Annotated in this window: 16 protein-coding genes and 3 tRNA genes; 11 read left to right on the plus strand and 8 right to left on the minus strand. The window is 67.2% G+C overall.

The window, feature by feature from the left end; genetic code table 11:
* The first annotated feature begins 129 nt into the window (after window positions 1–129).
* Together LFT45_RS02685 and LFT45_RS02690 are read left to right on the plus strand one after the other, a co-directional pair.
* Entirely contained in the window at window positions 130–1,434 is a 1,305-nt protein-coding gene (locus LFT45_RS02685; RefSeq protein ID WP_236806400.1) for a cation:proton antiporter, read from the plus strand.
* A 100-nt stretch (window positions 1,435–1,534) separates the two neighbouring features.
* On the plus strand, window positions 1,535–3,715 hold the full coding sequence (locus LFT45_RS02690; RefSeq protein ID WP_236806401.1) for a transglycosylase domain-containing protein: 2,181 nt from the start codon (window positions 1,535–1,537) through the stop codon (window positions 3,713–3,715).
* Between the two features lie 52 nt (window positions 3,716–3,767).
* Here LFT45_RS02690 and hutG read toward each other — a convergent pair whose 3' ends face one another.
* Window positions 3,768–4,733, minus strand: coding sequence for a formimidoylglutamase (gene hutG / locus LFT45_RS02695; protein ID WP_236806402.1), 966 nt, complete (start codon window positions 4,731–4,733; stop codon window positions 3,768–3,770).
* Window positions 4,734–4,892: 159 nt separating this feature from the next.
* Entirely contained in the window at window positions 4,893–6,332 is a 1,440-nt protein-coding gene (locus tag LFT45_RS02700) for an NCS2 family permease (RefSeq protein WP_236806403.1), read from the minus strand.
* A 111-nt stretch (window positions 6,333–6,443) separates the two neighbouring features.
* Here LFT45_RS02700 and LFT45_RS02705 point away from each other — a divergent pair, with 111 nt between their 5' ends.
* On the plus strand, window positions 6,444–7,034 hold the full coding sequence (locus LFT45_RS02705; RefSeq protein ID WP_236806404.1) for a copper resistance CopC family protein: 591 nt from the start codon (window positions 6,444–6,446) through the stop codon (window positions 7,032–7,034).
* An 87-nt stretch (window positions 7,035–7,121) separates the two neighbouring features.
* On the opposite strand, the gene LFT45_RS02710 is transcribed toward LFT45_RS02705, so the two are convergent.
* On the minus strand, window positions 7,122–7,754 hold the full coding sequence (locus LFT45_RS02710; protein ID WP_236808903.1) for an FAD-dependent monooxygenase: 633 nt from the start codon (window positions 7,752–7,754) through the stop codon (window positions 7,122–7,124).
* Between the two features lie 467 nt (window positions 7,755–8,221).
* Here LFT45_RS02710 and LFT45_RS02715 point away from each other — a divergent pair, with 467 nt between their 5' ends.
* Window positions 8,222–9,259: a universal stress protein gene (locus tag LFT45_RS02715; RefSeq protein WP_236806405.1), complete on the plus strand. Its 1,038-nt coding sequence runs from the start codon at window positions 8,222–8,224 to the stop codon at window positions 9,257–9,259.
* A 3-nt stretch (window positions 9,260–9,262) separates the two neighbouring features.
* Window positions 9,263–12,019: a PEP/pyruvate-binding domain-containing protein gene (locus LFT45_RS02720; RefSeq protein ID WP_236806406.1), complete on the plus strand. Its 2,757-nt coding sequence runs from the start codon at window positions 9,263–9,265 to the stop codon at window positions 12,017–12,019.
* Here LFT45_RS02720 and LFT45_RS02725 read toward each other — a convergent pair.
* A complete protein-coding gene (locus tag LFT45_RS02725) occupies window positions 12,016–12,675 on the minus strand; it encodes a DedA family protein (protein WP_236806407.1) in 660 nt (219 codons plus the stop codon). The two genes, LFT45_RS02720 and LFT45_RS02725, sit on opposite strands and share 4 nt — an antisense overlap.
* 154 nt (window positions 12,676–12,829) lie before the next feature.
* Here LFT45_RS02725 and LFT45_RS02730 point away from each other — a divergent pair, with 154 nt between their 5' ends.
* From LFT45_RS02730 to LFT45_RS02740, 3 genes are read left to right on the plus strand one after another with little or no spacing between them, the layout of a single operon-like run.
* Complete coding sequence (locus tag LFT45_RS02730) at window positions 12,830–13,999, plus strand: LolA family protein (protein ID WP_236806408.1); 1,170 nt, start codon at window positions 12,830–12,832, stop codon at window positions 13,997–13,999.
* Window positions 13,996–15,036 carry an ABC transporter ATP-binding protein gene (locus tag LFT45_RS02735; protein ID WP_236806409.1) on the plus strand — a complete coding sequence of 347 codons (1,041 nt, stop codon included), beginning with the start codon at window positions 13,996–13,998 and terminating at the stop codon, window positions 15,034–15,036. Before LFT45_RS02730 ends, LFT45_RS02735 begins: the two co-directional genes overlap by 4 nt.
* Window positions 15,023–15,928, plus strand: coding sequence for an ABC transporter permease (locus tag LFT45_RS02740; protein ID WP_442863588.1), 906 nt, complete (start codon window positions 15,023–15,025; stop codon window positions 15,926–15,928). The genes LFT45_RS02735 and LFT45_RS02740 overlap by 14 nt, the downstream gene beginning before the upstream one ends.
* A gap of 54 nt (window positions 15,929–15,982) precedes the next feature.
* Here the strand turns inward: LFT45_RS02740 and LFT45_RS02745 are convergent, their stop codons facing one another.
* From LFT45_RS02745 to LFT45_RS02760, 4 genes are all read right to left on the minus strand, one after another.
* Entirely contained in the window at window positions 15,983–17,521 is a 1,539-nt protein-coding gene (locus LFT45_RS02745) for a C40 family peptidase (protein ID WP_236806410.1), read from the minus strand.
* A gap of 223 nt (window positions 17,522–17,744) precedes the next feature.
* Window positions 17,745–18,665, minus strand: a complete 921-nt coding sequence (locus LFT45_RS02750) for a cation diffusion facilitator family transporter (RefSeq protein ID WP_236806411.1) — start codon at window positions 18,663–18,665, stop codon at window positions 17,745–17,747.
* Window positions 18,666–18,675: 10 nt separating this feature from the next.
* Window positions 18,676–19,104 (minus strand): metallopeptidase family protein, encoded by a 429-nt coding sequence (locus LFT45_RS02755; protein WP_236806412.1) that lies wholly within the window; start codon window positions 19,102–19,104, stop codon window positions 18,676–18,678.
* A gap of 9 nt (window positions 19,105–19,113) precedes the next feature.
* Window positions 19,114–20,052 carry a DMT family transporter gene (locus LFT45_RS02760; RefSeq protein ID WP_236806414.1) on the minus strand — a complete coding sequence of 313 codons (939 nt, stop codon included), beginning with the start codon at window positions 20,050–20,052 and terminating at the stop codon, window positions 19,114–19,116.
* Window positions 20,053–20,292: 240 nt separating this feature from the next.
* On the opposite strand from LFT45_RS02760, the gene LFT45_RS02765 reads away from it, so the two are divergent.
* The 3 genes from LFT45_RS02765 to LFT45_RS02775 all read left to right on the plus strand — a co-directional run bounded on the left by LFT45_RS02765 (window position 20,293) and on the right by LFT45_RS02775 (window position 20,657).
* Window positions 20,293–20,365: transfer RNA gene (locus tag LFT45_RS02765), tRNA-Glu, on the plus strand.
* A 94-nt stretch (window positions 20,366–20,459) separates the two neighbouring features.
* Window positions 20,460–20,533: transfer RNA gene (locus LFT45_RS02770), tRNA-Asp, on the plus strand.
* A gap of 48 nt (window positions 20,534–20,581) precedes the next feature.
* Window positions 20,582–20,657 (plus strand) — tRNA-Phe (locus LFT45_RS02775).
* Window positions 20,658–21,233: the final 576 nt, after the last annotated feature.

Below are 21,233 nucleotides of genomic sequence, written 5' to 3' on the forward strand. Positions count from 1 at the left end.
TTGTCTTATCAACCATTCTGTCGTCCCGGGCCGGTAAAAGCCACACCGAGCAGCGCCCGGAGACCCCCTCCCTCGTGCTGCGCGCTAATGTTGGTCAGGTCTGAGAGGCCGACGGCGCAGGAGGCGACCGTGTTTGAAGGTGCCAGCATCATGTTCGCCGCGGCGGGCGTAGCCGTCTTTGTTGCCGCCATCCTGCCCAAGGCGCTGCGCGATGCTCCGATCTCCATGCCAATGGTCTTCCTGGGCGCCGGCGCGGCCGCCTTCGGCCTGCTTCCCAACCTTCCGGACCCGAACCCCGTCCAGCACCCCGAGCTGACGCTGCATCTGACCGAGATCTGCGTGATCATCTCGCTGATGGGAGCCGGGCTAGCGCTTGACCGTTCGGTGGGGCGGCGGAACTGGGCAACCACCTGGCGGATGCTCGGCATTGCCATGCCCCTATGCATGCTGGGCCTGACGCTCCTCGGACTCTGGCTGCTGGGCCTGGGACTTGCCGCCGCGCTCCTCGTGGCCGCCGCACTGGCACCCACCGATCCGGTCCTGGCCTCCGAGGTGCAGGTGGGCGAACCGGCCGACGAGGAGGAGGGCACCGACCAGGAGGACGAGGTCAGGTTCGCCTTGACCTCCGAGGCGGGACTGAATGACGGGCTGGCCTTTCCCTTTGTGTACCTGGCCATTGCCATGAGCCTTGTGGGGACGGCGCCGTCGGCCTGGTTTCCGGAGTGGTTCGGCGTGGACGTCCTGTGGCGCATCGGAATGGGCGTGCTGCTGGGCTACGGCACGGGCAAGGCGCTGGCACGGCTTTTCTTCTCCGCCCGGCATGACAGCATCCGACTGTCCAACCACTCCGAGGGCTTCGTCGCGCTGGCCGCCACCTTCCTGGCCTACGGTGTCACCGAAATGATCGAGGGCTACGGCTTCATCGCGGTGTTCGTGTGTGCAGTGACCATCAGGGCGGCGGAGCGCACCCACGGTTACCACCGCATTCTTCACTCCTACGTGGAACAGCTGGAGCGGCTGCTGACAGTGGTCATCCTGGTTCTCCTGGGCGGAGCGATCGCGCGGGGCCTGCTGGCCGACGTCGGCTGGGCTGAGGTGGGCGTTGCGCTGGCCTTCCTGGTCCTGGTGCGTCCGTTATCCGGCTGGCTGGCACTGGCCCGCGGCAAGACCGGTCCCCGGGAACGGATCGCCATTTCCTTCTTTGGCATCCGGGGCATCGGGTCCCTGTACTACCTTGCCTACGCGCTGGGCCAGGGCGCCTTCGGGGACCGGGCGGAGTATCTGTGGAGCATCGTCGGACTCGTCGTGGCCATGTCTGTGGTGCTGCACGGCGCCACCACGGCGCCGGTCATGAAACGCCTGGACCGGCTTCGTGCACGCAGGGCCGCCGAGGAATTCGGCGACGAGGGAAAGGCGCCGCACACGCCGGTCTGACGCCGGGGAACGAATGACGGTCCCGGGCCGTGAATATTCTGTATTCACTCCGGTGGTGTGGTGAGCTTGGATCATGGCAGGCAAAAGGTTGATATCCCGTATGGCTCTCGGCCTGGCAAAGTTGCTGGGGTTCGTGCTTGTCAGCTGCCTCTGCGGGGTCCTCGCAGCCAGCTTCCTGGTGCCCGGGGCCGCCCTCGCCGGCACCTCGGTCAGCAGGTCCATTTCCTACTTCAACAGCCTCCCCACCGAGCTCGCGGTGCCCGCCCCGTCGCAGACCACCCGCATGCTGACGGCGGACGGCAAACTCATCGCCACGTTCTATTCCGAGAACCGCGTCCGCGTGCCCCTGAAGCAGATGTCCCCGTTCATCCGGAAGGCCGCCGTCGCCATCGAGGACAGCCGCTTTTATGAACACAGCGGCGTCGACACACAAGGCATCCTGCGCGCACTGACCAGCAACCTGACCCGCGGCGACCGGCAGGGCGCCTCCACCCTCACCCAGCAGTACGTCACCAACATTGTGAACGAGTCCCTGATCTCCGAAGGCCGTGAGGACCAGGTGGTCCTCAGCGGGCAGAAGACCATGGGGGACAAGCTGCGCGAGATGCGGCTCGCGATGGCACTGGAAAAGAAGTTCACCAAGGACCAGATCCTCGAGGGCTACCTCAACATCGTCTTCTTCAACCGCAGCGCCTACGGCATTGAGGCGGCGTCCCAGTATTTCTTCAGCGTCCCGGCCAGCAAGCTGACCCTGCCCCAGTCCGCGCTGCTCGCGGGCCTGGTCAACAGCCCCAGCTTCTACGATCCCGTCACCAACCCCAGGAACTCGCTGCAACGCCGCAACCAGGTCCTCAGCGAAATGCTCAAGCAGAAAATGATCACCAAGAAGGAGCATGACGCCGCTGTGGCCTCCGGCGTCGGCCTGAAGGTGAAGCCCTCGCGGCAGGGCTGCGCCGCTGCCACCATGGCGCCGTACTTCTGTGATTACGTGACCCGGCTCTTCCTCAACAACCCGGCCTACGGCGCGGACACCGAGGCGCGCGAAAAGCGGCTCTTCCGCGGCGGGCTGACCATCACCACCACCCTGGACAGCCGGCTGCAGGCGAAGGCCCAGGCGCAGGTGAACGCCACAGCCGGCGCCAATCCGGACAGGTGGGGCGCCTCGCTGGTCACGGTCCAGCCGGGCACCGGCCGGGTCCTGGCGATGGCGCAGAACACGGTGTACCTGCCCGGGCCCGGAAAGTTCGACACCCAGCTGAACTTCAACGTGGACGCCAAGGACGCGAACGGCAACGATCTCAACGGCGCCGGCGGGTTCCAGCCGGGCTCCACCATGAAGCCCTTCACCTTCGCCGAGTGGTTGCACCAGGGCAAGACCATGACCACCGTGGTGGACGCTTCGAAGCGCGAGTACCCTCTGGGCTTCCGCTGGCGGTCCTCCTGCGGCAAGGTGGCGGGCGGCTACAGCACGAAGCAGCGCAGGGCAGGACTCGAAACGGCTGACGACCTGCAGAATGCGTCCGAGGGCTACTACCGCAAGATGCCGGCCGACTACGGGCTCTACAACTCGATCAACACGGCCACTTTCGCAGAGGCCGCGCAGCTGGACTTCTGCGGGATCCAGAACATGGTCAACGCCGTCGGGCTCCGCAGCGGCCTGGACGGGACACCGGTGAACATGCACCAGCTGGGCAACCTCCTGGGCGGCACCGGGGTGGCGCCCCTGACCATGGCCAACGCCTTTGCCACCTTCGCCGCCGACGGCCGGTACTGCGTGCCGGTGGCCCTGGCCGGGGTGGCGGACATGGCGGGCAAGAAGCTGCCCGCGGAGGCCCAGGAATGCAGCGACACCGTGGACAAGAACGTGGTCCGCGGCGTAAACAAGGCGCTCCAGGACATGCTCAACAAGGGCTCCGGCATTTACATCAACCCCAAGGTGCAAAAGAGTGTGCCGGTGGCGGCCAAAACGGGTACCAACAACAGCAACAGTGCCACCTGGGTGCTGGGCTACACCACCGGCCTGGCCACGGCCTCGTTCTTCGGGGACGCCCTGGAGGGCCAGCAGCGGCCGGGCAGGAACCTCACTGTCAACGGCAAGCACTACGACCGCATTGACGGCTATATGATCGCGGGCCCGCAGTGGGCGAACTACATGCTCCAGGTGGCGCGGCTCTATCCGGCGGCCGCCTTCCCCAAGCCGCCGGGGTCGATCGTCAGCAAGCCCGCGGCCAAGCCCAAGGCGCCCGCCCGGCCAGCCCCGAAGCCCAAGCCCAAGCCTTAGCTCGACCAAGGATTAGCTGGCCCAAGGATGAGCCGGGCGGACCAGCAGCTGCTTAGCCCAGCAGGATGCTGACCAGCCGCGCGGCCACCCGGGCCGTCCGGTTGTCGATGTCGAAGGCCGGATTCAGCTCGGCGACGTCCGCGTGCAGCAGCTTGCCGCTGGCCACCACTTGGCGGCAGACGGCACTGATCACCGGCAGCGGAACCCCATATGCGGCCGGGGCGCTGACTCCTGGAGCCACCGCCGCCGGCAGCACGTCAAGGTCGATGGTCAGGTACAGCACGTCGATTCCGCTGAGGAAATCCGCCACAAAGGCCTCCGCCGCCCCGGCAGTGCAGTCCTCATCCAGCAGGTACCGCACGCCCAGCTCCTCGGCGGTGCTGAACAGCGCCCGTGTGTTGTTGGGTACGGAAATTCCGACGACGGCGTAGTTCAGTTCGCGTCCTGCGGCCGCTTCGGCGCGGGCCATCTGGAGGAACGGCGTCCCCGAACTCGGGGTGGCCTCATCCCTGAGGTCGAAGTGGGCATCGAGGTTGAGCACGCCTAGCCGCTGGCCATCGCGGACCGCCCGGGACCCTGCCACGCCGAGGTAGCTCGCGTACGCGGTTTCGTGGCCGCCGCCCAGCAGCAAGGTGAGGTGGCCGCCGTTGAGCAGTGCGGACACCGCGAGGCCGGCGCGGGCCTGGCCGGCCTCCAGCTCGCCGTCGCGGACCACCACGTCGCCGGCGTCGGCGGCGGCGCGCTGCGAGTGGTAGGCCAGGGGGCCCAGCGCACTGCGGATGGCCGCGGGGGCGGCCGCGGCTCCGGTCCTGCCCTTGTTCCGGCGCACGCCCTCATCGCTGCAGAAGCCGAGGATCACGGCAGGGCGTCCGGCGGTGACGGGAGCGTGCGGGACCGCAGTGCTGCCGGCTGCCGGCGCTACCGCCTGCCACCACCGGCGGTGGGCTTCACCGTCGCCGTCGTAGCGGCCTGTCCAGGGGCGGGGTGCAGCGTCAACCGAGAGCGCGGGAAAGTCCATGCTCCAAGCTCACCGTACGGACACAGCGAAAGCCAGCAGCGCCGCCGTCGTGATGTCTGAAATACCGGAACCCGCTTAAGCGCGAGATGGCACCTGGCGGCAGTGTCCCTGGGGAACACTGCCGCCAAATGCCATCTCGGGGCGGAGAAGCGGAGGCTGCTACATGCCGAGTGCCTGTTCGATCGGGCCGATGGCGAAGAACAGGACGAAGGCTGCCGCGACGGCCCACATCAGCGGGTGCACTTCGCGGGCGCGGCCCTGGAAGGTGCGGATGAGGACGTAGGAGATGAAGCCGGCGCCCAGGCCATTGGCGATCGAATAGGTGAACGGCATCAGCGTGAACGTGAGGAAGGCGGGCAGGGCGATGCCCCAGTCCTGCCAGTGGATCTTGCCGATCTGGGCCACCATCATGAAGCCGACCACCACCAGAGCGGGGGCCACAGCCTCGAACGGCACAAGGTTGATCAGCGGGGTGAAGAACATGGCCACGAGGAACAGCAGGCCGGTCACGATCGAGGCCAGACCGGTCCGCGCGCCCTCGCCGATGCCCGCGCCGGACTCGACGTAGATCTGGTTGGAGGACACGGAGGCGCCGCCGCCGACGATGGCGCCCAGGGCGTCCACCTGCAGCACGCGGTCAACGTTGGGGATGTTGCCGTCCTTGTCCACCGTTCCGGCCTCGTTGGCCAGGCCCACCATGGTGCCCATCGCGTCAAAGAAGATGCTGAGCAGGATCACGAAGGCGAGCAGCGCGGCGGCCACCACGCCCAGATGGCCGAAAGCGCCAATGGGGTTGGCCTTGCCGATCAGCGAGAGATCGGGAGCAGCCCACTCGGTGAACTTGGGGGCAACCAGGGACCAGCCCTGCGGGTTGAAGTTCTTGCCGTCGAAGCTGGGGCCGATGTGCAGCGTGAACTCAAGGATGACGGCCAGGATGGTGGAGGCGACGATGCCGATCAGGATGGCACCCTTGACGTTGCGCACCAGCAGGGCGATGGTCAGGATCAGGCCGAAGACGAACACCAGGGTTGGCCACCCCAGGAGCTTGCCGTCAAAGCCCAGGCCCACCGGCACGGTGGTCCCGGCCGCGTCCGGAACGCGCCGGACGAAGCCGGCGTTGACCAGGCCAATGAGGGCGATGAACAGGCCGATGCCCACCACGATCGCGGTCTTGAGCCCGTCCGGAACGGCCCGGAACACGGCGGTCCGGAATCCGGTCAGGACCAGGATCATCATGGTGACGCCGGAAAGGACCACGAGCCCCATCATGTCCGGCCAGGTCAGTCCCGGGTTGGTGGCCACCGTCACGGCCACGAATGCGTTGACGCCCAGGCCGGTGGCCATGGCAAACGGGTGCTTGGCCCACGCGCCCATGAGGATGGTCAGGACGCCGGCGACAAAGGCGGTGACCGCAGCGACCGCCTGGAAACCGAGCGTGGCGCCGGAGGAGTCCGCAACGGACAGGATCAGGGGGTTCAGCACCACGATGTAGCTCATGGCGAAGAAGGTGGCAAAACCGCCCCGGATTTCGCGGGAGAAGTTGGACCCCCGTTCGGATATCTTGAAGTACCGGTCCAGTGCAGAGCCCTGCTTGAGCATTAGTCCTCCGGTGAGAGTGTGGGGGTTACTTGAATCCTAGTAGGTTGCCGGGTGCCGTCCCAGCAAATTCGCCTAGTCTGTAAGGAAGTCAACACTAGGAGTAGTCTGCCCATGCGTTTCACCCGCCAGTTGCTGTCCGCCCTCCTTGGCGCGCTCGCGCTCGTCGCACTGCTCCTCACCGCGGGTCCCGCTTCCGCGCACGACGCCGCCGAATCCAGCAGCCCGGCCGACGGCAGCACCGTGGCGACGGCGCCCGCGAAGGTCTCGATAACCTTCAACAACACCCCGCTGGGGCTCGGTTCACAGGTCAAGGTGACGGATGCCGCCGGAACCGATTGGGCCGACGGCAAGGTGGAGATCGTGGACAACGTCGCCTCGCAGAAGCTGCGGGAAGGTGCCCCTGCCGGGAAGTATTCGGTCGTCTGGCGGGTGGTGAGCTCTGACTCCCACCCGATCGAGGGGACGTTCTCCTTCACGGCCACGGCGGCGGCGGCGGGGGCAGCGGCGGCGCCGGTTCCTACTGTCGGCACGCCGCAGCCGGGGGCAACGCAGGCCACGGGGACCGCGCCGGATTCCTCCGAACCCTTCCCGTGGAGCATCGTGGTGTTCGCAGCCGTGGCCCTCGGCCTGCTCATCACCCTGGGTGTGCTGGCCCGCCGGCGCCTAGGCGTGAGTGACGAGCCTGACGGCGACGGGAACTAACCGCTTTAGACGGCCGCCGCTTTCGAGGCCGCGGTTTTAGGCAGCCGCGGCCTCTTCAGAGCGCCGTGACTTCAAAGTGCCCCGACTTCAAAGTGCCCCGGCGGGCAGCGCCGGGAAACTCCCGGTCAGCACCGACGGCACGCTGTCCGGGTAGACCTTCGCCGAGATGGCCTGGCCCACCACCTTGGCCTGGCGCAGGACCTCCCTCGGTGTGGGCGTGATGAGCTCGCCGACGCCCACCAGGTAAATGCCGATGGCACGCATGGTTGCGACGAGGTTGGCGCCAATGGAGATGCCGAGGTCCGTGAGCATGCGCCGCAGCTGGCTGTGGGCACAGCGGGTGAGCACGATGTGGTCGGCCAGCAGCACACCGTCCGGGGTGTGTACGGCCCAGCGGTGAAGCGAGGCCTCCGCCCCCGGGCCCATCTTGTCGAGCAACACGGCAGACGTGTCGCTGCGGATGTCCAGCTGGTGGCTCGACGCGTAGTTGCGCAGGTGCCGGAGGATTTCGTTCCGCTCCTGGAGCGACGCTGCCTCGGCGTCGTCGCACCGCTGCGGCGCGGATTTCTGGAAGGACTGGCCGCCCCTCGGGGATTCGAGCCTGCTGACGATGATTGAATCAACGCCCCGGCGCCGGAGTTCCGTGGCGATTGCCAAACCGGGAAGTCCGGTGCCGATGACCACAGTGGTGGTCCGTTCTGCGCCGCTGAGACCAGGCATGCGTGACACTACAACTTCCTCCTCGAGAATTTCGAAGCGCAGGCATCATCGCCGTGCACCGTCCACTGCCCCAGCAAGCAGACACAAGCCATCCCCGGATGTGCGGTGGAGCACAATCCGGACCGATAGTGCCTCGACATTACAGAATTTTTTGGTCGCTGGATACCCCACCCGAAACATTGGTTTGCGGGGCTTTGCACCGCGTTACCGGCGCGCCCCGGGCGGCGCCGGAAGAGCACGCGGGAGCGGTGCCGGAAGAGCGCCCGGAACAGGCAGGAAACTGCCTTCGGAAAGGCCCGAAAAGCCGCGGAGGGACCGCTTGCTAAGAGATCGCGGACCGAGAATAGTTGGACTTAGGTGCAGGCTGTACGTAACCGGGAACCGGACGGCCTGCCGGTGCTGGCTAGGCAGGCTGCTTCTGGCAGAATAGCCGCATCATCAGGCAGTATCGCGAGGAGGCGGACCACATGGACGCACACGAATTGCATCCCGACCCGGCACGGGATGGCGGTGCACGGCACGCCAGACCCCAGGGAATCGTGGTGGGCGTCGATGGTTCGGACCACGGACAGTGTGCCCTCGTTTGGGCCGCCCGTGAAGCCGAACGCCGCCGCAGTCCGCTTCATATTGTCACCGCCTACTCGGTGCCCATTTTCGCCGCCTCCGGACTCGACGGCGGCTATGCCACAGTGGACGACTCGGTGATCCGCGAGGGCGCGGAGGCCATCCTGCAGCACGCAGTGGACAAGGTGGCCGGCTACAACCTCAGCGTCAGCGCCTCGGTCGAGAACGGGGACGCTTCGGGCGTACTGCTCGACCTGTCCGAGACCGCCGAACTGCTGGTCTTCGGCACCCGCGGGCGGGGTGGCTTTGTTGGGCGGCTCCTTGGCTCCGTGAGCAGCGCGCTCCCCGCCCACGCCAAGTGCCCCACTGTGACGGTTCCGCTGATCTGCTCCGACCGCTTGGGCGAGACCACCCAGGACAAGCACATCCGCGCGGAACAGGCCAAGGCCGGCCACGGCCCCGTGGAAAAAGCTGTCGTGGTGGGAGTGGACGGGTCCGAGCAGGCCCGCGTCGCCGTCCTGGAAGCAGCGGAGGAGGCCGAACGGCTGGGTGCGCCGCTGCGAGTAATCTGCGCCGTGCCGCAGTACAGCGGCTCCCTTGCCTGGGTTCCGGCCCCACTGGACCGGGAAGCGCTGTTCGCCGACATCCAGGTCCAGCTGAAGGCCGGGGTGGCCTGGCTGCAGAGCCATTTCCCGCGGCTGGCCATTGAGACCCGGCTGCTGGATGGATCGCCCGTGGATGTGCTGGTGGAGGCCAGCCGGCATGTTGAGCTGATCGTCGTGGGCACCCGCGGCCGCGGCGGCTTCACCGGCATGCTTTTGGGGTCGACGTCGGACGGCGTCCTCCACCATGCCAAGAGCCCCGTGATGGTGGTGCCGGACCGGGAGGACCCGCGGCTCGCAGACCGCGCCAGCTTCGGACCCATGCTCGGCGCCTCGTAGCGCATGAACGGCCTGGTGCTCGGCCTCGGGGACCTCAGCGCCTCCATGCTGCCGGAGGTTGGCGGCAAGGCTGCCAACCTCGGCGAGCTGATTGCGGCCGGACTCCCGGTCCCGGCCGGGTTCTGCCTCACCACCAGGGCCTACATCCAGGCCGTGGAGCCACTGGGCCTCGCAGACGTGCACCACGCCCTCCAGGACACCCCTGCCGATGATCTCGAAGCGCTAGCCAGCCTGGCTGCCAGGGCCCGCAGTCAGATCATTTCGGCAGAATTGCCGACGGCGATCGCTGGGGAGGTGCTAACGGCATACCGGGCGCTGGACGGCGTTCCGGTCGCGGTGAGGTCCTCGGCCACGGCCGAGGACCTTCCCTTCGCCAGCTTTGCCGGCCAGCAGGACACATACCTGAACGTCATAGACGCTGTGGCGCTGCTGGATACCGTCCGGAAGTGTTGGGCCTCACTGTGGACTGACCGGGCGGTGGCATACCGCGCCAGCCGGAACATTGATCCCGCAACGGTGGCCCTCGCCGTCGTCGTCCAACGGATGGTGGACGCCGAGGCGGCGGGCGTGATGTTCACGGCGAACCCGGTCACGGGCAGGCGCCGCGAGGCTGTGATCGACGCCAGCCCCGGGCTTGGCGAGGCAGTGGTGTCGGGCGCCGTCAATCCGGACCATTTCGTGGTGGACACCGCATCCGGTGCCGTCCTGCAGCGCCGGCTGGGGGACAAACGGACGGCTGTCCGGCCGCTGCCCGCGGGGGGTACCGAATCCGTCGAGCAGACGGCAGCCGGCCCGGGCGCGGAAAACCAGCCGTGCCTGACGGATGCACAGATCCGGGAACTCACGGCGCTGGGGAGCAAGGCGGAGGCCCACTACGGCGCCCCGCAGGACACCGAGTGGGCGCTCGACGTCGACGGCAAGTTTTGGCTGACCCAGTCGCGGCCCATCACCACGCTTTACCCGCTGCCCGAGAAGGCCACCCGCCCGGAGAAAGAGCAGGAACGGCCCGGCCCGGGGGAGGACCTGCGCGTCTACCTTTGCTTCAGCCTCGCCCAAGGCCTTACCCGGCCGCTGACCCCGATGGGACTTGCCGCCCTCCGGCGGATCGGCTCATCAGTTGCTGCCGCAGCGGGCTTCGACGTTCCGGATCCCCGCAGCGGTCCGCCGCCGTACGTCGAAGCCGGACAGCGCATCTTTTTCGACCTGACCGCAGCCGCCCGGAGCACCGTGGGCCGCCGGATCATTCCCAGGGTCTTTGACGTCATGGAGGCACGCTCCGCGAAAGTCCTGCGCAGCGTGTTCGACGACCCCCGCCTTTCCATCACCCGACGTACACCCTGGGACCTCCTCAAGCACGTGCTCCCCATAGCTGCCCGGGCCCGCGTGCCGGAAGCAGCGATCCGGGCGCTTGTCCGTCCCGAGGCGGCACTCAAACGCCTGAACCGCTTCACCACGGAGTTCAACGCGACGCTGGAACTGCCCCAGGGCGCTTCCCCGCGCGCGCGGCTTGACCATGTCGAGGGGATCCTGTCGCGGCTTTTCCCGAATCTTCCGGCCGTGCTCCCGCTGGCCGGCCTGGGCTTCGCCATGCTCGGCCTCGCCGGGAAACTTCTTGGTGCAGGCAAACTCTTTGGTGCCGGCGAGGGCGGCGCCCGCGAGGCTGGTGCCGCAGGAAGCAGAACCACGGACCTGCAGCCTGTACTCCGCGGCCTGCCCAACAATGTGACCACCGAGATGGACCTCGAGCTGTGGCGCGTCGCCATAAAGATCAAGTCCGACGCAGAATCGCTGGCCGTGCTCACCGGGAACCCGCCGGCCGTGCTGGCGCAGCTCTTCGCCGCAGGCGCATTGCCCGCCGCTGCCCAGACCGCACTGGCGGAATTCCTCGCGCGGTACGGCCACCGGGCTGTCGCCGAGATCGACGTCGGCATGCCCCGCTGGCGGGACGATCCCACCCATATTCTTGGCGTCCTGGCCAACTACCTGCGGCTGGAGGACCCGGAACGTGCCCCCGACCGCCAGTTCAGCAAGGCTGCAGCCGAAGCGGAGGCACAGATCGAACGGCTGGTGGCCGAGGCCAGGACCCGGGGACGGCTCCGTGGTGTGGCCGTCAGGGCGGCGTTGCGGCGGGCACGGCTCTTCGCCGGGTTGCGCGAACTTCCCAAGTTCCAGATCGTCCTGGCGCTGGCGGAAGTCCGGAAGCAGCTCGCAGAAGTTGGCACAGTCTTGGCGGCACAGGAACGGCTTGCCCGGGCAGAGGACATCTTCTTCCTGGATTTCGCCGAAGCGCACCAGGCGCTGGAGGGTGCCGACATGCAGGATCTCGTGGCACAGCGGCAGGGGGCCTATTACCTGGAACTGGAGCGGCGCCATATCCCGCGGATGCTGCTCTCGGACGGAACGGAACCGGAAACGCTGCTTACCGCCGTCGGGACCGCGGCCGGGGCACTGTCCGGGAGCCCGGCGTCGGCGGGGACGGTGACGGCGCCCGCACGTGTCATCCTCGACCCCGTGGGCGCCCACCTGGAACCGGGCGAAATCCTTGTGGCGCCGTCCACCGATCCTGGCTGGACCCCGCTGTTCCTCACGGCAGGCGGCCTGGTGATGGAGATGGGCGGCCCCAACTCCCACGGTGCCGTGGTGGCCCGGGAGTACGGCATCCCCGCCGTGGTGGGCGTCGCTGACGCCACCTCGCTGCTCCGGACTGGCCAGGAAGTGACGGTCGACGGCGGCGCCGGCACCGTGGTGCCGCTGGCCTAGCGTGGGTCCCGTGCCGGCTTCCCGCGCCGGATGTGCCGGACCACGAGCCAGGCCACGAAGAGGGCCAGGGCGGCGTAGACGGCGTAGTTGAGGTAGCGGGAGTACTGCTCCACCATCGAGTACTGCCGGCCCAGCAGTACGCCCAAGCCGATCAGCGCGCCGTTCCAGATGCCGCTGCCGGCAATGGTGAAAATGCTGAAGGTGCCCAGGTGCATCCTCTCGGCGCCCGCCGGCAGCGAAATAAGGCTCCGCACGCCGGGCAGCAGCCGGCCGAAGAAAATCGCCGACCTGCCGTGGCGGCGGAACCAGACGTCCGCGCGCTCGAAGTCCTCCCGGTCCACCAGCGGCAGCTTGGACAGCCAGCGGATCGAACGCTCCAGCCCCACCTTCGCGCCCAGAAAATACAGCGCAAGAGCGCCCAGATATGCCCCCAGCGTGCTGGTCACGAAGACCAGGGCCAGGTTGAGGGACCCTTGCCGGGTCAGGAACCCGGCGAGCGGAAGAATCACTTCGCTGGGAATCGGCGGAAACACCGTCTCGAGGAAGGTAAAGAGTCCCACACCCCATTCCCCGAGCGAATCGATCGCTTGGGCGGCGAAACCCACGATGCCTGTCAGTTCGTCGGCCGGACTGGATGTGGCGCCGGGAATGCGCATTGGTGAAGGCTCCTGGAAACTGGAAAACGGAAGGCCCACCCAGTCTGGCCCACTGGACGCGGCAGGGAAAGCGGACAGCCCGGCCGGGGGCTGCCACAGGGGAGGCCGAGGCGTACCCTGAGGGTATGAGCTGCGACGTCGGAGCGGAGTTGACATGACTGCCACCTGGCTGCGGTGGACACCCGCCGTGGCCGTACCTGCTGTGATAGCTGCCGGAGTCCTGGCGGGGTCCTTGCCCGCGAGCGCCCGGGACCCGCTGCCAGAGAAGACACCTGCCCAGGTGCTGGCGATGATCGGACAACACCAGGCCAAATCCTTCTCGGGCACGGTGGAGCAGTCCTCCGAACTCGGCCTGCCGGATGTCCCCCAGGTTGGGCCCGGTTCGGGTGCCGGGACGGGTTCGCTCGCGGAACTGCTGACCGGCCCACACAGCGCCCGCGTTTACGTTGACGGCCCAACCAAGGCCCGCATCCAGGTCATGGACCGGATGGCCGAACGCGACGCCGTCCGGCAGGGCAATGAGCTGTGGCTGTACAACTCCAAGGACAACACGGCCACGCACGTCACGCTTCCCGCCGGTGCGACGAAGGAATCCCGCAGCCATGACATGCCGGCAGGTGTGGCAACCCCGGAGGAACTGGCCGCGAAGATGCTTGAAAAGCTGGACGGCACCGACGTGGCGGTGGCCGAAGACACAGAGGTGGCAGGCAGGGCGGCGTACAACCTGGTTCTTACGCCGCGCTCGGACGTCACCCTGGTGGGTTCCGTGGCTGTGGCCGTGGACGGTGAGAACGGTCTGCCGCTGAGCGTGGAGGTACGGGCCCGCGGCCAACAGGAGCCTGCGTTCCGGACCGCTTTCTCCAGCCTGACGCTTGGCGCTCCCGATGCGGCCCTGTTTAACTTCGCGCCGCCGCCGGGTGCCTCGGTGAAGGAACTGGCGGTGCCGGCAAAGCCCAGCGGAACGAAGGGGCAAGCCGACAAGAACCGGGCCCACAAGGATCTGGCTGGCAAGGACGCGGCCGACAGGAGCACAGACAATAAGAACCTGCGCGGGCACGCCCCCACCGTCACCGGCTCCGGCTGGGAACGGATCGTCGGCATTCCAGCCCCCTCCGCTTCCGCGCCATCCCAGTCCCGCGAGTCCGGGAAGCAATCAGCCGACCGGCTGCTCAATGATCCGCTGCTTCGCCAGGCGACCGTGACCGTCCCAGGTGGGCGGGCCATCTCCACATCTCTGGTTAATGTCCTGCTGACCGACGACGGCCGGACGTTCGTTGGTTCCATGCCCCTGGAGCGGCTCCAGGCCGCCGCAGCCGCGAGGTGACAGCCGCTGGCCGCGCGCTTGCGCTAGAGACACACGGGCTGAGCAAGCGGTTCGGCCACCAGCTGGCGGTCAACAGCATCGACCTCGCCGTGCCCCGGGGCTCTGTTTTCGGCTTCCTCGGGCCCAACGGATCAGGCAAGACCACCACTATCCGCATGATGCTCGGCCTCGCCGCGCCGACCGCGGGCGAGGTCAGGGTCCTGGGGATGGACATGCCGCGGCAGCTTGATGAGGTCCTGCCAAGGGTCGGTGCGCTGGTGGAGGGGCCGGCTTTCTACCCTTTCCTCTCGGGTGCGGCAAATCTGCACCGCTTTGATGCAGCGGACCGCCACGCCGCGCCGTCCACCCGCCGCGCGCGGGTGGCGGAAGCACTGGAACGCGTGGGGCTTTCCCATGCCGCCCGGAAGAAGGTACGGGCCTACTCGCTCGGCATGAAGCAGCGGCTGGGAATCGCCAACGCGCTGCTGGCAAGGCGCGAATTGCTGGTGCTGGACGAACCGACCAATGGGCTGGATCCGCAGGGGACGCGCGAGGTGCGGAACTTGGTCCGGTCCCTCGCCGCAGACGGCGCCACGGTGTTCGTCTCCAGCCACCTGCTGGCCGAAGTGGAGCAGATCTGCACCCACGCGGCCATCATGAGTGCCGGAAGGCTGGTGGCCCAGGGGCCCCTGGCCGAACTCCGCGAGTCGGGCACCGCGCAGCTCCGCCTCGTGACGCCCGACGCCGGTACGGCCTCGGGCGTTTTGGTGCGGTTCGGTCTGTCTCCGGTTGCGAGTCATCCAGACGGAGCGGATGCCGTCATCACTTCCAGCTTGCCTATCGGGGTCGGGTTTGACCGGACAGCAGGGCTCTCCGGTGGCGCAGGGCCTGACGGCACTGCGGGGCAACCCGCCGCCAACGGAGGCGTGGCACCGGAGGCAATAGTTGCTGCCCTCGTGGCAGACGGCGTACGGGTGCGCGGGTTCACGGTGGAGCGTGGCAGCCTGGAGGACCGCTTTGTGGCTTTGACGGGGGAGGGCTTCGATGTCGCACAGTGATTGGCCGCCGGTGCAGGAACCGGCGGTGCAGCGGCTCGCCGTGCGAGACAGCCCGGCGCCGGGTACCAGGCGCCGGCCGTCCAGCGGTTCGCTGCTCGCCTCGGAACTGAAGCAGCTGTTCCGCCGCCGCAGGACCCAGGCCATGCTCCTGGCGCTGGCCGCCATCCCGGTGGTGATCGCCGTCGTCGTGCGCGTTTCCTCAACCGTTCCCCCGGGGAGGGGGCCGGCGTTCCTGGACCGGATCAGCCAGAACGGCCTGTTTGTGGCCGTCACCGCGATGCTGGTGTCCGTTCCGCTGTTCCTCCCGCTGACCATTGGTGTGGTCGCGGGGGACACCATTGCCGGGGAAGCCGGACTGGGCACGCTGCGGTACCTGCTGGTGGCGCCTGCCGGCAGGGTGCGCCTGCTGCTGGTCAAGTATGCCGGGGCTGCAGTGTTCTGTATTTCCGCTCCGCTCGCAGTGGCGCTCGCCGGCGCCGGCATCGGGTGGGTGCTCTTCCCGGTGGGACCGGTGGCGCTGCTCTCGGGTGACCTTGTGGAACCGGACCAGGCCCTGGTGAGGATGCTGCTGATCGCCGCCTATCAGGCCGTGTCGCTGCTCGGTTTATCGGCCGTCGGGCTGTTTCTGTCCACGCTGACCGACGTGCCTGTCGGCGCCATGGCCGCCACGATAGTCCTGTCCGTCGTCTCCCAGGTGCTCGATCAGTTGCCTCAGCTGGAGTGGCTGCACCCGTGGCTGTTCACGCACCACTGGTTCGGCTTCGCAGACCTGCTCCGCCATCCCGTCGGCTGGGATTCGTTCGGCGACAATGCGCTGTTGCAGGCGGGCTACATCGCAGTGTTCGGTGCGCTCGCGTACGGCAGGTTCGTGAGCAAGGACGTGCTGTCCTAGGGGTTCCCTGAGCCGGGGTTTCCGCTTTCGGGGTCCTCGTAGCGGGGTCTGCGGCTAGTACCGCGCAGCGACCGGATGGAGCTGCATGCCGGCCATCATGCCCAGATCTGTCACGGTGATGCCCGCGGACGGGTTCAGTGCCTGGACTACCCTGCCGCCGCCGAGGTAGATCGCCACATGGTAGAAACCCGGCGCCGCTCCCCAAACCAGCAGGTCACCGGGCTGCGCCTGGGACAGGGGCACGTGAACGGGGGCCTGGGCGAACTGCTCCGCAGCCGTGCGCGGAAGTTGCTTCCCGATGGCCGCGAACGCGTTTTGGACCAGGCCCGAACAGTCGAAGCCGAACGCGCCAGTGCCGCCATATTGATAGAAGTACGGCGACCCCACCTTGCCCATCGCCACGGAAATGGCCGCCTGGTTGGAGCCGGCTGGAGACGGGGCAGGCCGAACCGGCGCCGGCTGAACCGGCGCAGGCGCGGGAGCCGGGGCGGGTGCTGGCCGTGCTGGTGCGGGAGCCGGACGGGCCGGAGCAGGTGCCGGGCGGGCCGGAGCAGCAGGCGCGGGAGCCGCCGGAGTTGCCCGTGAAGGAGTGGTCTGGGCCGGTGTCCGGGCCGGTGCGGAAGCAGACTGCTCCGCCGAGGCAGCACTTGCGCTGCCTGCCGCCGCAGCGTTCATCGCCGGTGCCTGTTCTGCGTCCGCAGCATTCGCTGCCGCTGCCTTATCTGTGGCCGCCTGGGCCGCTGCGGCACGTTCAGCTGCCGCAGTTACCGCGGCGAGACGCGCCTGCTGTCGCTGGCGTTCCAGGCCGTCCACGCGGGCGGACTCAAGCGCCGTTGTGGTGTTCCGCAGCGAGGCAAGCTGCCCTACAAGGACGGTCCGCTGCGCCTTCGCGTCCGCCACTTCCTTCACCTGGGCCGCATTAGCCTGATCGGCCTGGGCCTTGAGCGTCTCGGCAGTTTTCGCGGCGTCGTCTGCAGCGCGGCGTGCGTCGGCGGCAGCAGCGGTGAGGGATTCGGCGGCTGTGGCGGTGGTTTCTGCTGCGGCGAAGGCCCTGCTCCGGCCCGCGGTGAGGGCCTGCAGTGTTGCGGCCTTGGCGAGGACGTCGCCCGTGCCCGCGACCAGGCCGCTCAGTTCCGGATTGAGGCCACCGTTCCGGTACAGGTCCCCGGCCAGCTGCCCCACGGCCTTGCGGCTCTTGGACTGTTCCTTGTCCGCGGCGGCAGCCCTGGCCGTGGCCGCCGCGGCCGCCTCCGACCTCGTGTCCAGTTCGACGAGGGCATTGCTGTAGGCGTTGTTGGCTTCGAGCGTGCGTGCGAACGTGGCTTCCTGGGCCGCCGCGGCCTCGCCCAGGATGCCCTCAATGTCGGCGACCTTTGCCGCCGTCGCACTTTCACTTGACTTGGCGGCAGCGATTTCCGCGGGGGAGGGGATTTCTGGCGATGCCGGTGCCGTCAGGGCTGTTGCCCCGAAGACCGATGTTGGCGGGCTCACCGCGACCCCCCGGTGAGCGTTCGCAGGTGCCGCGAGGGTTCCAAAGAGGACGACGGCGGTGCACAGGGCGGCCGCTGTGCGGCCGGGGCCAGTCAAACTCATTCATAACCTCGCAAGTCAGGGCGGGGCGAACGAGTCGGGAGGCAGCACGCAAGTGCTCCTCTGAAGATGCCCAGCCCTTTGAGGTTAGGGCTCTGGTTACCACACTGGCAACAGTGGTCACATCAATAACATAAACAACACGAGTGTCATTTGGGCGGAGATGAAGCGGGCGTGTCGCGTCGACCGTCAGCCGGGGCCAACGGAACAGAACTGTGAATCGCCGTCAGGCGTGCTGAGGCGATTCGTGCTCGTAGTGGCTGGCCGGTTCCAGTTGGAAGGTGCAGTGCTCGGTATCGAAATGCGACCCCAGACAGGTCGTCAGTGTGTCCAGGACCTGGTCCGCGCCCTTCGCGCTCAGCACCTCGTCCTCCACCACCACGTGGGCGGAAAACACCGGCACGCCGGATGTGATGGTCCAGATGTGGATGTCGTGGACGGCAACCACGCCCGCCACCGAGAGGATGTGTTCGCGGATCATGCTGACTTCCACGCCCTTCGGAGTGGCCTCCAGCAGGACATCCACCACCTCGCGGAGCAAGTGCCAGGCCCTCGGCAGGATCATCAGCGCGATGATCACGGAGGCGATGGTGTCCGCCGCGAGATAGCCGGTGAACTTGATGACCAGAGCCGCGGCGATCACGGCGAACGAGCCGAGGAGATCGCCCAGCACCTCCAGGTAGGCGCCGCGGACGTTCAGGCTTTCCTGCTGGGCCTTGCGCAGGATCAGCAGCGAGACGAGGTTGGCGGCCGCACCGAGGATGGCGGCGTACAGCATGATGTCGGTATGCACCTCGGGTGCGGAGCCAATGCGGCGGATGGCTTCGGTGAAGATGACAGCCGCTACCACCACCAGGATCAGGGCGTTGGCGAGGGCAGCCAGGACTTCCGCGCGCTGGTAACCGTAGGTCCGTAGATCGCTGGCCGGCAGTGCGGCGATCCATGCAGCCATCAGGGCGATGAAGACGCCGGCTGAGTCAGAGAGCATGTGGCCCGCATCGGCCAGCAGGGCCAGGGAGCCGGAGAGCAGGGAGCCGACCAGTTGGATGAGCATCACGGAGAGGGTGATGGCCAGAACCGCAATCAGCCTGCCGCGGTGCCTACCCGTTGCCGTGAGGCCGTGGGTGTGGTTGTGGTCGTGTCCCATGCCTACAAGGCTAGTCCCACCCGAGTTCGTGAAGCCGCTGGTCGTCGATTCCGAAGTGGTGCGCAATCTCATGGATCACCGTCACCGCCACCTCCTCCACCACATCCTCGCGGGACGAGCAGATGTCCAGGATGGGCTGGCGGTAGATGGTAATGCGGTCCGGAAGCGATCCGGCATCCCACCAGGAATCACGCTCGGTCAGTGGAACGCCCTCGTACAGCCCCAGCAGAACCGTGTCCGGGTCCTCACCGGGCTGCGGGACGTAATCGTCGTCTATGAACACCGCTACGTTGTCCATGGCCTGTGCCACTTCGGCCGGAAGCTGGTCCAGGGCGTCGCTGACAGCCGCTTCGAAGTCGGCCTCCGACATGTCGAAACCGGGGGAGTCGCCGGCTCCGTCCGGCACGATCGGGAGGCCGGGCGGCAGGTTAGCTGGCATACCCAAACTTTAGCGGGATCTCCGCCGCGTCAGTCCCACACCGAGGAGGCAGATGGCGCCGCCGACGAGTCCCCAGACCGTCGGGATTTCGCTGAGCACCAGCCACGAGATCAGCACCGTCGTGCCCGGCACCAGATACGTGGTGGCAGCCAGCTTGCCGGCATCGATCAGCGATAGTGCGTAGGCCCACGTGGTGAAGGCGATGGCGGTGGGGAAGATGCCCAGGTAGACCAGGCCAAGGGTGGCCGGCAGCGGGGCCGCCTGCAGTTCCTGACCCAGCTGGCCGGCGAACGGCAGGCAGCAGACCAGGCCCACCATGATGCCGAACCAGGTTGCCTGGCCCGCCGGAAACTTCCGCAGCACGGGCTTCTGGATGATGACGCTGACCGCGGCGAGTGCAGCAGCGAGGAGGCAAAGCAGCACGCCTGCCACGTCCGCCGTCGAACGTGTCCCCGATCCCAGCGCGATGACTGCGACGCCGCCGAACGCCACCAGGCTGCCGATGATCAGCCAGCGCGGGAAGCCCTCCTTGAGGATGATGCCTGCCATTACAGCCACCAGGATCGGGTTCACGTTGATGAGCAGCGCGCTGGTTCCGGCGTCGAGCGAATGCTCCGCGGCGTTGAGCGCCACGTTGTAGCCGGCGAACCACATGACGCCGTAGGCGAGGATCGGCCACCACTCGCGTCCCCGCGGCAGCGCCCGCAGTTTGGGAAGCACCACCGCGCCGAGCACGACGGCGGCAATCGCCAGCCGCCCCAGGGTCAGCGCTCCCGGGGAGAAGCTTGGGCCAACGGCGCGGATGCCAACGAAGGCGGAGGCCCAGAGCACCACGGTCACCACGACGGCGGCGACCCCCAGCGCGTTCATGGAGGGTGCGGGTTTCCGGGGGGAGAGGTCATCGGGGGAGTGGGGCTGGAGGGGGCTGGTGCCGGCGGTGGATGCCATGATGCCAATCTAGCGCCGTTCCCCGCACGGTGGCTGGCGGAAATCGGCCATGTCTAGCCAAGAAACTGCCACGTGCCGGCCCCTGTTTTGCTTGCCGTTTGCCTGTCCATCGGGCCGATTTTGGAAATTCCGGGGAGAGGCTCTATAGTTTTACAGGTCCAGTTCGGAGGAACACGAAAGGACAAGAACGAAAGGCTTCGGCCCTTTATTTTTGCCCTTGTTCAACCAAATTGAGTCCAGGCCCCCATCGTCTAGCGGCCTAGGACACCGCCCTTTCACGGCGGCGGCACGGGTTCGAATCCCGTTGGGGGTACGCAAGGAAGTGGTCAAAGCAGGCAAAAAAGTCTGGTAGGCTGGAGTCCTTGAAAAAACGCGGTAGCGATACTGCGGAAAGCAAGAAATAGCAAGGCCCTGTAGCGCAGTTGGTTAGCGCGCCGCCCTGTCACGGCGGAGGTCGCGGGTTCAAGTCCCGTCAGGGTCGCTTTGTTTGCCGGAAGAGATTCCGGCATTCATGGTGACACGTCACCTAGGCTCTGTAGCTCAGTTGGTAGAGCGTTCGACTGAAAATCGAAAGGTCACCGGATCGACGCCGGTCGGAGCCACCAGCTAGAACCCCGCTGTTCCATAAGGAACAGCGGGGTTTTTCGTTCCGCGGGTTTCCCTGTCTTGGGCAACCCTTCCTCACTTCCTGCGGCCTTTCTGGCAACGCGTCCTCAGGTCCTGCGGTCTTTCTGGCAACGCGTCCTCAGGTCCTGCAACCTTTCAGGGAACGCGTCCTCACCTCCTGCGGTCTTTCTGGCAACGCGTCCTCAGGTCCTGCGGTCTTTCAGGGAACGCGTCCTCACCTCCTGCGGCTTTTCTGGCAACGCTTCCTCAGCTTGCCCGCTGTAGGTGGGGAAGCGTGCCCCTGGGTGTGCCACTGCGCCCACCGACTGCCCCGCGCCCGGCGTTGGGCGAGCGGCAGGGAAGCCGGCCTATCAGTCCGTCACCGTCGAGGATCCAGGCCTGGCTCCCCGGTGAATGAGCCGCCGTGGCACTTTGGCAGCTCCGGCGTCGTAAATCACGACCCGACCGGCGAGTTGCGCGTCGAAGTGCCCCGTTTTGGCGGGGCCCGCTCCCTGCTGGCGGTGTGAGCAACACCATTGATGACGTGATTATGAAGATATGTTTGATTCCCGTCC

The sequence above is a fragment of the Arthrobacter sp. FW305-BF8 genome, from assembly GCF_021789315.1.
In the GTDB taxonomy this organism is placed as follows: Bacteria; Actinomycetota; Actinomycetes; order Actinomycetales; family Micrococcaceae; genus Arthrobacter.

Coding starts and splice junctions, on each gene's coding strand:
- LFT45_RS02690 (WP_236806401.1), top strand. CDS start 1,535: ATGGCTCTCGGCCTGGCAAAGTTGCTGGGGTTCGTGCTTGTCAGCTGC.
- hutG (WP_236806402.1), bottom strand. CDS start 4,733: ATGGACTTTCCCGCGCTCTCGGTTGACGCTGCACCCCGCCCCTGGACA.
- LFT45_RS02700 (WP_236806403.1), bottom strand. CDS start 6,332: ATGCTCAAGCAGGGCTCTGCACTGGACCGGTACTTCAAGATATCCGAA.
- LFT45_RS02705 (WP_236806404.1), top strand. CDS start 6,444: ATGCGTTTCACCCGCCAGTTGCTGTCCGCCCTCCTTGGCGCGCTCGCG.
- LFT45_RS02710 (WP_236808903.1), bottom strand. CDS start 7,754: ATGCCTGGTCTCAGCGGCGCAGAACGGACCACCACTGTGGTCATCGGC.
- LFT45_RS02715 (WP_236806405.1), top strand. CDS start 8,222: ATGGACGCACACGAATTGCATCCCGACCCGGCACGGGATGGCGGTGCA.
- LFT45_RS02720 (WP_236806406.1), top strand. CDS start 9,263: ATGAACGGCCTGGTGCTCGGCCTCGGGGACCTCAGCGCCTCCATGCTG.
- LFT45_RS02725 (WP_236806407.1), bottom strand. CDS start 12,675: ATGCGCATTCCCGGCGCCACATCCAGTCCGGCCGACGAACTGACAGGC.
- LFT45_RS02730 (WP_236806408.1), top strand. CDS start 12,830: ATGACTGCCACCTGGCTGCGGTGGACACCCGCCGTGGCCGTACCTGCT.
- LFT45_RS02740 (WP_442863588.1), top strand. CDS start 15,023: ATGTCGCACAGTGATTGGCCGCCGGTGCAGGAACCGGCGGTGCAGCGG.
- LFT45_RS02745 (WP_236806410.1), bottom strand. CDS start 17,521: ATGAGTTTGACTGGCCCCGGCCGCACAGCGGCCGCCCTGTGCACCGCC.
- LFT45_RS02750 (WP_236806411.1), bottom strand. CDS start 18,665: ATGGGACACGACCACAACCACACCCACGGCCTCACGGCAACGGGTAGG.
- LFT45_RS02755 (WP_236806412.1), bottom strand. CDS start 19,104: ATGCCAGCTAACCTGCCGCCCGGCCTCCCGATCGTGCCGGACGGAGCC.
- LFT45_RS02760 (WP_236806414.1), bottom strand. CDS start 20,052: ATGGCATCCACCGCCGGCACCAGCCCCCTCCAGCCCCACTCCCCCGAT.